Raw genomic sequence first — 8,490 nt, 5'->3', positions numbered from 1 at the left:
TTATCTTTGTAACTTAATTTCATAAGAAAAGCACCCCATTCGTTAGATTGTTTGTCTAACTTTTGGGGTGCAGTTCAAAACAAGTGCCTCTGTTTTAATTCCAAGGATTGTAGAAACGCCCTTGATTGACCACAATCAGCCAAATGCTCACTGCTAGGATGAAAACAGAAATGCCAATGACTAGGTAATCTTTTGTGGTCATGGCTTGCGCACGGTACCAAGTGCGCTTTTTGTCTTTCCCAAAGCGTCTCAATTCCATAGCCGTTGAGACCGTGTCAATGCGCTCAAGCGAGCTAAAAATCAAAGGGATGATGATTCTGAGATTGCCCTTGATGCGCTCATAGAGTTTGCCTTTTGAGGACAACTCCAAGCCACGTGCCTGCTGGGATTGCTTAATCATCTGAAACTCCTCTTGCACATCTGGGATGTAGCGAAGGGTCAGACTGACCGCATAGGAAATCTTGTAAGACACACCAAGGCGATTGAGACTTGAGGCAAACTGGCTTGGCTGCGTTGTCACTAGAAAGAGAAGCGCTAGCGGTGTTGTACACAGGTACTTGAGCACCAGATTAAAGAGGTAAAAGAGCTCTTGACTGGTCAGTTGATACCAGCCAATCCCTTTAATCAGCACCGTTGACTTGCCATAAATAGTCGCTCCATAGTTTGGCGAAAATAGATAGACCATCAGGACATTGAGAAGCGCAAAGATAGCGATAACGGTCACAACAAAGGAAATCTGACGCCACTTGATATTGGAAAAATAGAGCAAAACGCTAGATACTATCCCTACAAAGAGGAGCAGGCGGGTGTCGTAGCTGATCATACACGCCACCGAGATGAAGATAAAGGCTAGAAGCTTACTAGCTCCTGAGAGCTGGTAGAAAAGGCCTTGACCTTCTTGATAGCCCAGTAGTGAATTAGCCATGCACATCCTCCTTTTTAGCGATATAGTCCTCGGTCAGCGCTCTTGAGTCAGCACCTATTTTTTCTGCCAACTGATAGAGACTGGTCTTTTTGAGATAGGCTTTCTCAAGCACTGCCTCATCTGAAAAGAGCTCGATTGGCGTACAGTCAGCCAAAAGCTCACCATCTGTAATGACAAGCGTGCGGTCCGCATACTCTAGCATAAGCTGCAGGTCATGGGTAATCATGATGATGGTATGTCCCTTTTGGCTAAGCTCCTCTAAAAAGAACATCATCTCTTCATAGTGGCGCTTATCCTGACCAGCCGTTGGCTCATCCAGCAGGATAACCTCGGGATTTAACACAAGGATAGAAGCGATAGTGACACGCTTTTTCTGCCCAAAAGACAGCGCAGAGATTGGCCACTTGCGAAATGGATAAAGCCCACACACTTTGAGCGTCACCTCGACACGCTCTGCTACCTCTTCTTCAGCGACACCACGCAGGTGAAGCCCCAACGCCACCTCATCAAAAATCATGGTCTGGCTAATCATCTGATTGGGATTTTGCAGGACGTAACCAATCCTATCTGCACGCTGCTTGATGGAGTCAGAGCTGATTTCTTTCCCTTTAAAATACAACTTGCCGCTTGGTGTGACAAATTGGCAGAGGCTTTTTGCCAGCGTTGACTTGCCAGCACCGTTTTTACCGACAATGGCAATCTTCTCACCCTTGTGCAGCTCAAAGCTAATCCCTTTTAAAATCAGATGATTCTCATCATAGCCAAACTCTAGATTTTCAGCAGATAAGATAACCTCTTTGGCTTCAGGCTTGGTCTCAGCATAAGCTTTTTCAAACTGCACTTGACTCAAATCCAGCTTATCAAGGTTACTGAGTGGCTTATCTCCCTCAAAAGAATAACCCAAATGCCTAAGCTCTGTAATGTACAAGGGCTCACGAATGCCGTGTTCTTCTAGGATATTGGTCTTTAGAAGCTCATCTGGCGTGCCATCAAAGACAATTTTCCCCTCATCCACAAGGACAATCTGATCCACCTGACGGTACAAGACATCCTCGAGACGGTGCTCGATGATGATAGTTGTGGCATTTTGCTCACGGTGCAGGCGGTCAATCAAATCAATAGCGTCCTGACCAGACTTGGGGTCGAGATTGGCAAGCGGCTCATCAAAGAGTAAAATCGGACTCTCATCAATGAGGACACCTGCTAGACTGACCCGCTGCTTTTGCCCACCAGACAAATCCTGCGGACGCTTGTCAAGAAGCGGCTCTAGCTGCAAGCGCTCTGCCCAGTCATGAACACGTCTAGTCATCTCGTCTTTTGCGACATTGTCATTTTCCAGCGCAAAGGCGATGTCCTCAGCGACACTCAGTCCGATAAACTGACCGTCTGGGTCTTGTAGAACCGTAGAGACTAAAAGCGACTTATCATAGATAGACGGACTGTAGGCGTCCTTTTGGCTGATAGTGAACTCGCCAGTCTTTGTTCCTTGATAGCTGTTTGGAATAAGACCGTTGATGAGATTGCCTAGCGTTGACTTACCAGAACCAGAAGGTCCTACAATAAGCACTTTCGCCCCTTTTTCAATGGTTAAGTTAATATCTGTCAGCGTCTTTTCAGCTTGACTATGATACTGAAAGCTAAAATCCTTCCACTCCAATAATGTACTCACATGCTACTTCCTTTTTGTTAATCTTTGCTGAGACTACCTGCCTTAGTACGGCTCTTGGCATAGGCTGCAAGCAGCAGACTTCCACCAATAGCAATGGTTAGGCTGTTGACCCCAGCGGATAAAAATCCTTGAGCATAGACTTTATTGCTAGCCTCGTGGTAGATAGCGACATCACCCCATGGTGCTAAAATCCCCCAACCAACGATATTTGCGGCAACTTGGACGATATTGAACCAAAGATAGTCCTTAGCTCTTAGGTAGCCTTTTTCGATGTTGATTTTCTTCGCTAAAAGCCCGATGGCAAGCCCAATCAAGGCACTGACTAAAACCCATGTCCACCACGGATTTCCATACTGAAAGGCGTCCTTTAGAGCGTGTCCGATAAGCCCTGTGAAAAAGCCGACACTTGGTCCATAGATGATAGCAAAGAGCGCTAAAACAGCGTACTGCAACTGAATGCTCGTGTTTGGGATAGGCGTTGGGATGTTAATCAACATCCCGATGATGACAAAGAGCGCAGCCCCGATACCGATAGCAACAACTTTTTTGATGGATTGATTTTGCATGATAACTCCTAATTTTCTAAGCGACGGATGTCAATGCGCCAGTTTGAGCCGACACCGACATTGTAAGCCTTGGCAAATGACCCTTGATTAATCGCAAGCCCTACACGGTAGAGCGAGTTGATGTAGATAAGAGGTTGACCGATACGCACATCAGCAAAGGACTTGCCATAAGTGACTTGGTTTTGATAGACCAGCATGTCATTGTTAAAGATAGTCACCTCAAAACGTTGCCCAAACTCTGGATTTAGGCTGTAAAACTCTTCTCGAGTGATAGAAGTCCAAAGAGAACCAAAGCGCACGTCTAGGATGTCAATAGCGCCCATCACCGCACCGTCTTCGACCTTGGTCTCAACAACAGGCAGCTCAACGATGTGATCAACAGATAGCTCTGGACCCACCTCGTCAAAACTGATGTGACCGCTAGCCAGCTTAGCACCTGTGTAGGCATAGACATCACGCCCGTGGAAGGTGTAAGACAGCTCGGTATTTTTTCTGCGATTTTCCACCTCAGAAATCTCACGCACCGCCTTGATACCGACATGTTTTTTTATGTAATACAAAGTCCCATTGTCTGGTGTGACGATATACTGCCCTGTCTGCGTCAGAGCGACAACACTTTTTCGCTTTGAGCCAACACCTGGGTCAACGACTGACACAAAAGTCGTCCCGCTTGGCCAATACTCAATCGTCTGGAAAAGACGATAAGACGCCTCAAAGATATTATAAGGGGTAATATCGTGCGTCAGGTGATGAATATCAAGATCTCGTGCCTCTTGGAGTGCCACCCCGATCATAGCTGACACAGCTCCATCCACTAAGCCAAAATCCGATTGCAACACCAATAAATGATTGCTCATATAAACTCCTCTCAAAAAACAAAAAATTGGGTGTTGAATTATTGTATCACAAGTTTCTGACTTTTTAAACTTCCTAATAACTAGAGCTAGCTATAGTTTAAAAAAGAAAAGAGATTGCAACAAAAGTCATCAATCTCTTAACCTATTTATAAATTAAGCACCCATTTCTCTTAGAAGTGCTGTTGCTTGCTTTTTGAGGTCAGCTAAAACTTCTGGTGTGGCTTGGTAATTGCCATCTGCCCATGCAGAGTCATTGACACGTGAGTAGGTGATTTCATCGACAAACTGGGTGCGGATAAATGGCATCAAGTTGCGGTAAATCTCTGCGGCTTGCTCATGACCTCCATTTGCCACCAAAGAAACGGTTGTAACCTTGTCATGAATAGCTGAGATACCTCTTGTATCAGACAAGTCAAGCGTACGACTCAACCAGTCCAAGAGGTTTTTCACAGGACCTGGGATAGAAAAGTTGTAAACCGGTGAGAAAATCCAGATAGCGTCAGCCTTTACCACCTCATCACGCACGGCTTGCACAGCAGGAAGAACAGGTGCCTCCAACTCTTGGTTAAACATTGGCACATCCTTCCAGTCGAGGCAAGTGACATTTGCCTTGCCTTCTAGCATTTTTTCTGCTTCTTTAGCCAACTGTCCGTTAAAAGACCCTTCCCTAAGTGAACCAACAACAAATAAAATATTTTTCATCTTTATTCCCCTTAATCATTTATTACTATGTAGTAATTATAGGACAAAAAATGCCATTTGTAAAAAAATTGGCTCACGATAATCAAAAAAAAAACATACTAAAATTAGTAGTGAAGAAATCTCCGACGGGAGAGAGTACTCACTACTTTTTCTTTATGTTAAAGTAGAGGTGTCTTGTTAAGTCGTGGGGCTTTTTGACGCCAGACGTCGAGTATTGAAAATGACATCGCTAAAACAAGGAATCATTCAAGACAAAGAGGTAGTATCATGCGAGTAGTATTTGGGATTGACGTGAGTAAGGTAAGTTCAGAAGTGGCCATTCTAGTCAACGGCGAGAAGGTTCATAGCTACACCATGTCCAATGATGCCATTGGCTTTTCTCGGCTACTTGGTGATTTGAAAACCGTCCACAAGCCAGAAATCATCTTTGAAGCAACAGGCGTCTATTCTCGTCGTCTTCAAGCTTTTCTGGATGAACATGGCTACGCTTATATACGACTCAATCCCTTAGAAGCCAAGAAGCAACTGGATAGCTTGCGTGTGCGTAAAACCGATCAAATTGACGCTGAAAAACTGGCTCAGTCTCAGTTTGTACTGAATCGTAAACCGACATATGTCCAAGAAGAAATCTACCAAGAACTGCGAGATTTCAATCGATTCTATCAGAACTTAACAGAGGACATCGTTCGGGCTAAAAATCGCCTACACAAGGTCTTACAAGTCACTTTCCCTGAATTGGAAACTATCTTATCAACACCAACTGGGGAACAATACTGGAACTTAGTTATAGCTTTTCCTTGTAAGGACTTCGTGCTTGAGTTAAGCAAGGATAAACTCTCAAAGAGAATCCGTCTGTCCACTTCAAAACGGATTTCTGACAAACGTGTGGCTTACTTAGCAGAGAAGCTGACAGAACTAGCCAATCAGTCTTATTGTGCCGTTAAGAAAACCTCTCCAATGCTGGAAGAGGTGCGTTACTATGCAAAAGAATTGCTTAGACTTTCTGAACAGAGACAAGCAGTCTTAGACGAAATGGTGGAACTAGCTCAGCCATTACCTGAATATGACATTCTGTTCTCTATTCCTGGAATAGCTGAAACCCCAGCGACCAGTATCATTGGTGAACTGGGAGATATTCGCCGTTTTCAGTCTGCCAATCAAATCAATGCCTTTATCGGTATTGACCTGAGACACTATGAATCTGGTAACTTTCTCGCTAAGGAACACATTACCAAGCGTGGCAATCCCTATACTAGAAAGATTCTGTTCAAATGCATTCACAATATCGCTTCAGCTAGTCACACCAATCCTTGTCATATCGCAGACTTTTATGAGAAACGAAAAAGACAATCGCAAACGACTTCAACGAAGCCACACACGATTGCCTCCATACATCGTCTCATTCGGACAATGTATTACCTCATTACGCATAATAAGCTTTACGATTATACTTCAACCCAAAATCGGTAAAACTGTTTATGCTCTATCATTGTAACACCTTATTTCAAAAATCACAAAATAAGGTATTGGTTTTGTATACACTTTTTACACTAAACTTTAGCTCAAAATAAAATAATTTCCTTATTTGGATTACGAGACTCAAAATATTTTTCGTCAAATACCTTGATGAACTTGACAAATGGTAGAAAAAGTAACACGGTCTCGAAAGTCATGACTAACTTGATAATCATTGACAATGGACTCAAAGGCAGAAAGAGCAAGTGCGTTTTCTTGATTGTCGCTATAAATGCTACCGATAGCAGAAACTATCTTAAGATATAGTTGTTGATAAGTAGTCTTTGTTTTGGGTAAAAGTGCGTTTAAACGTTCTATCGTTTTGGTGAGGGATGTTTGCTTGGTCATATAGCCAGCAATAGCCCTCAACCACTCGTAATAAAGCAGTTCTTCTTCTGTCATCTCAGCAGCATTTAAGGTCTTTAACACATAAGCAAGATTATCATAATCCCTCATATCATATAAAGTAACTGCTTGACCTTGTCCGAGTAAACGCCGTTATGATGAGCAGTGTTATTCAAGTCAAACATACTAGAGATGACTGACATATCAATATCTAGCTTTTTAGCTAATTTGAAAAAAAGGTCTACCGAGGGAGTCGTCTCCCCTTTTTCAATCTTGCTGATGACAGCTTGGACACAAATCCCATTGGCTAACTCTTTTTGAGTGAGTCCTTTTTCTTTACGTTTAACCTTAATCAATGTTGCAATATCCGTTATCATTTTTCCTCCCGATTATCACTATTATAACAGCTAATATAGATTTAGGAAATATCATACTATCTTAGTTTCTTATTTGAAAAATAAAGAAAACCAATTACGAAAAAAAGAAAGGGCAAATACAAGAACAAAGAAGCGCCACGAAAAAAACTTAGCGACAAAACCAAACACGAGCGAGCCAATAGCAAGAGTTGGAATGGTTACAGTATAAAAGGCACTGAAAACCTCACCTAGACAGTCATCTGGAATCTCTGTTTGTAGAATAGGCTTTTGAGCTACGTGTGTAATCCCAAGAAACAGGCAGGAGATAAACCAAATGCCTAATAAAACAAAGCTATTCTGAGCCAAGGTGGTCAATCCTATACCAAGACCAAAAAGAACCGTTGCCAACCAAAAAGCTTGTCCGACACTCATTTTTTGTAACACAAAGTTAGCCACAACCGTTGTCCCTAACGAAGTTCCAATAGCACTGGCAGACACTAAAAGCCCATAAAAAGTAGCATTTCCAACATCCTTTGCAATCAACAATTGATAAACATTTAAACCAGCAAAGAGAAAATTGGCAGCTGCTCCGCCTAAAGTAATCGATAAAACCACTTTATTTTGCCAAATGAAGCGTAGACCGCTTAGGAAATCTGTTGATTCATCTGTTTTTTCAATCGTTTCTTCAAACTCTATTTTTCTAAATAGTAAAATAGACGCTAAAAATGTCAAAACATCAAGCAAAAGCAAAGGAATGTAACTTATCACAGAGAGTAAGAATCCACTGATAGCCGTAAAGACATATTCTGTTCCATTGTAAGCTACAGACATATACATCTCTGCTTTAGCTAAGTCTTTTGGCGGAACAATTTTAGGGACAAGAGCGTCTTGGACGGTATAGGTATTTAGCCCTACAGTAGATGCCAGAAAAACACATGTAAAGATAAGAATTAGGCTCAGATTAGTATTGATACTGTTTAAGATTATTCCTATTATGATACCTACTACTGCCACTAACTGTGCTAACTCTAAAAAGATAAGTAAGCGCTTTTTCGGTAAAGCGTCAATCTTTTTGCCAAATAGAAAAGAAAAAGTATTGGGGATAAAGATGAGAAAATTTAACACCCCTACGTACCAAGCACTATTTGTCATCTCCAGCACATACCACGACAAGACGATAGTGTAAATAGAATCCCCACAATTGCTAATTAAACGTCCCAAAAACAACTGACAAAAATCCTTATACTTTCTTAATAACACCCTTTATCTTCCCCTTATGACTAACTGACAAAACAAAAAGCGATAATTCTGCTTGAGATATACAAAATCATCACTTATCAGCATTATAAGCATTATAAGCACTCTCTGCTATTATTTCTCGATAACTTCTCCACCGATAATCTCCCTATACGACATCTATTATGCTGCTTTCAAAACTATTTTGTCAATACAAAAATCACTTATTTTATATATATTCTTACCCGTGGTGCTAGTTGATTTCAAAATATCTCAAATTATAGGCTAGTACGATTTGCTCTATTCTCAATTGTAAGCC

Annotated in this window: 8 protein-coding genes and 1 pseudogene; 1 reads left to right on the top strand and 8 read right to left on the bottom strand. The window is 41.9% G+C overall.

Translation table 11 applies throughout. The annotated features are described in order from the left end of the window. Nucleotides 1-94: 94 nt before the first annotated feature. From AALA56_RS09210 to AALA56_RS09190, 5 genes are all read right to left on the bottom strand, one after another. Nucleotides 95-925: an energy-coupling factor transporter transmembrane component T family protein gene (locus AALA56_RS09210; protein WP_369909755.1), complete on the bottom strand. Its 831-nt coding sequence runs from the start codon at nucleotides 923-925 to the stop codon at nucleotides 95-97. Next, complete coding sequence (locus AALA56_RS09205) at nucleotides 918-2,594, bottom strand: ABC transporter ATP-binding protein (RefSeq protein ID WP_369909754.1); 1,677 nt, start codon at nucleotides 2,592-2,594, stop codon at nucleotides 918-920. Before AALA56_RS09205 ends, AALA56_RS09210 begins: the two co-directional genes overlap by 8 nt. Before the next feature lie 17 nt (nucleotides 2,595-2,611). After that, nucleotides 2,612-3,160, bottom strand: coding sequence for an ECF-type riboflavin transporter substrate-binding protein (locus tag AALA56_RS09200; RefSeq protein WP_369909753.1), 549 nt, complete (start codon nucleotides 3,158-3,160; stop codon nucleotides 2,612-2,614). 8 nt (nucleotides 3,161-3,168) lie between these two features. Further along, entirely contained in the window at nucleotides 3,169-4,017 is an 849-nt protein-coding gene (locus AALA56_RS09195) for an SAM hydrolase/SAM-dependent halogenase family protein (RefSeq protein WP_369909752.1), read from the bottom strand. A 153-nt stretch (nucleotides 4,018-4,170) separates the two neighbouring features. Then, a complete protein-coding gene (locus tag AALA56_RS09190) occupies nucleotides 4,171-4,719 on the bottom strand; it encodes an NADPH-dependent FMN reductase (RefSeq protein ID WP_369909750.1) in 549 nt (182 codons plus the stop codon). A gap of 267 nt (nucleotides 4,720-4,986) precedes the next feature. On the opposite strand from AALA56_RS09190, the gene AALA56_RS09185 reads away from it, so the two are divergent. Next, nucleotides 4,987-6,189, top strand: coding sequence for an IS110 family transposase (locus tag AALA56_RS09185; protein ID WP_369909749.1), 1,203 nt, complete (start codon nucleotides 4,987-4,989; stop codon nucleotides 6,187-6,189). A gap of 144 nt (nucleotides 6,190-6,333) precedes the next feature. Here AALA56_RS09185 and AALA56_RS09180 read toward each other — a convergent pair whose 3' ends face one another. The 3 genes and pseudogenes from AALA56_RS09180 to AALA56_RS09170 all read right to left on the bottom strand — a co-directional run bounded on the left by AALA56_RS09180 (nucleotide 6,334) and on the right by AALA56_RS09170 (nucleotide 8,195). Continuing rightward, complete coding sequence (locus AALA56_RS09180) at nucleotides 6,334-6,690, bottom strand: hypothetical protein (protein WP_369909748.1); 357 nt, start codon at nucleotides 6,688-6,690, stop codon at nucleotides 6,334-6,336. Continuing rightward, entirely contained in the window at nucleotides 6,687-6,956 is a 270-nt protein-coding gene (locus tag AALA56_RS09175; protein ID WP_369909747.1) for a helix-turn-helix domain-containing protein, read from the bottom strand. Before AALA56_RS09175 ends, AALA56_RS09180 begins: the two co-directional genes overlap by 4 nt. Nucleotides 6,957-7,012: 56 nt before the next feature. After that, nucleotides 7,013-8,195, bottom strand: a pseudogene (locus tag AALA56_RS09170) (MFS transporter). Between the last annotated feature and the right edge of the window lie 295 nt (nucleotides 8,196-8,490).

The organism is Streptococcus hyointestinalis (assembly GCF_041225505.1).
Lineage (GTDB): Bacteria > Bacillota > Bacilli > Lactobacillales > Streptococcaceae > Streptococcus > Streptococcus hyointestinalis_B.
The sequence above is the reverse complement of the archived record's forward strand: the minus strand, read 5'-3'. Positions and strand labels throughout refer to the sequence as shown.

Bases quoted from the DNA above. Each gene is read 5' to 3' on its own strand.
- AALA56_RS09190 (WP_369909750.1), bottom strand. From the start codon at position 4,719: ATGAAAAATATTTTATTTGTTGTTGGTTCACTTAGGGAAGGGTCTTTT.
- AALA56_RS09195 (WP_369909752.1), bottom strand. From the start codon at position 4,017: ATGAGCAATCATTTATTGGTGTTGCAATCGGATTTTGGCTTAGTGGAT.
- AALA56_RS09210 (WP_369909755.1), bottom strand. From the start codon at position 925: ATGGCTAATTCACTACTGGGCTATCAAGAAGGTCAAGGCCTTTTCTAC.
- AALA56_RS09200 (WP_369909753.1), bottom strand. From the start codon at position 3,160: ATGCAAAATCAATCCATCAAAAAAGTTGTTGCTATCGGTATCGGGGCT.
- AALA56_RS09175 (WP_369909747.1), bottom strand. From the start codon at position 6,956: ATGATAACGGATATTGCAACATTGATTAAGGTTAAACGTAAAGAAAAA.
- AALA56_RS09180 (WP_369909748.1), bottom strand. From the start codon at position 6,690: ATGAGGGATTATGATAATCTTGCTTATGTGTTAAAGACCTTAAATGCT.
- AALA56_RS09185 (WP_369909749.1), top strand. From the start codon at position 4,987: ATGCGAGTAGTATTTGGGATTGACGTGAGTAAGGTAAGTTCAGAAGTG.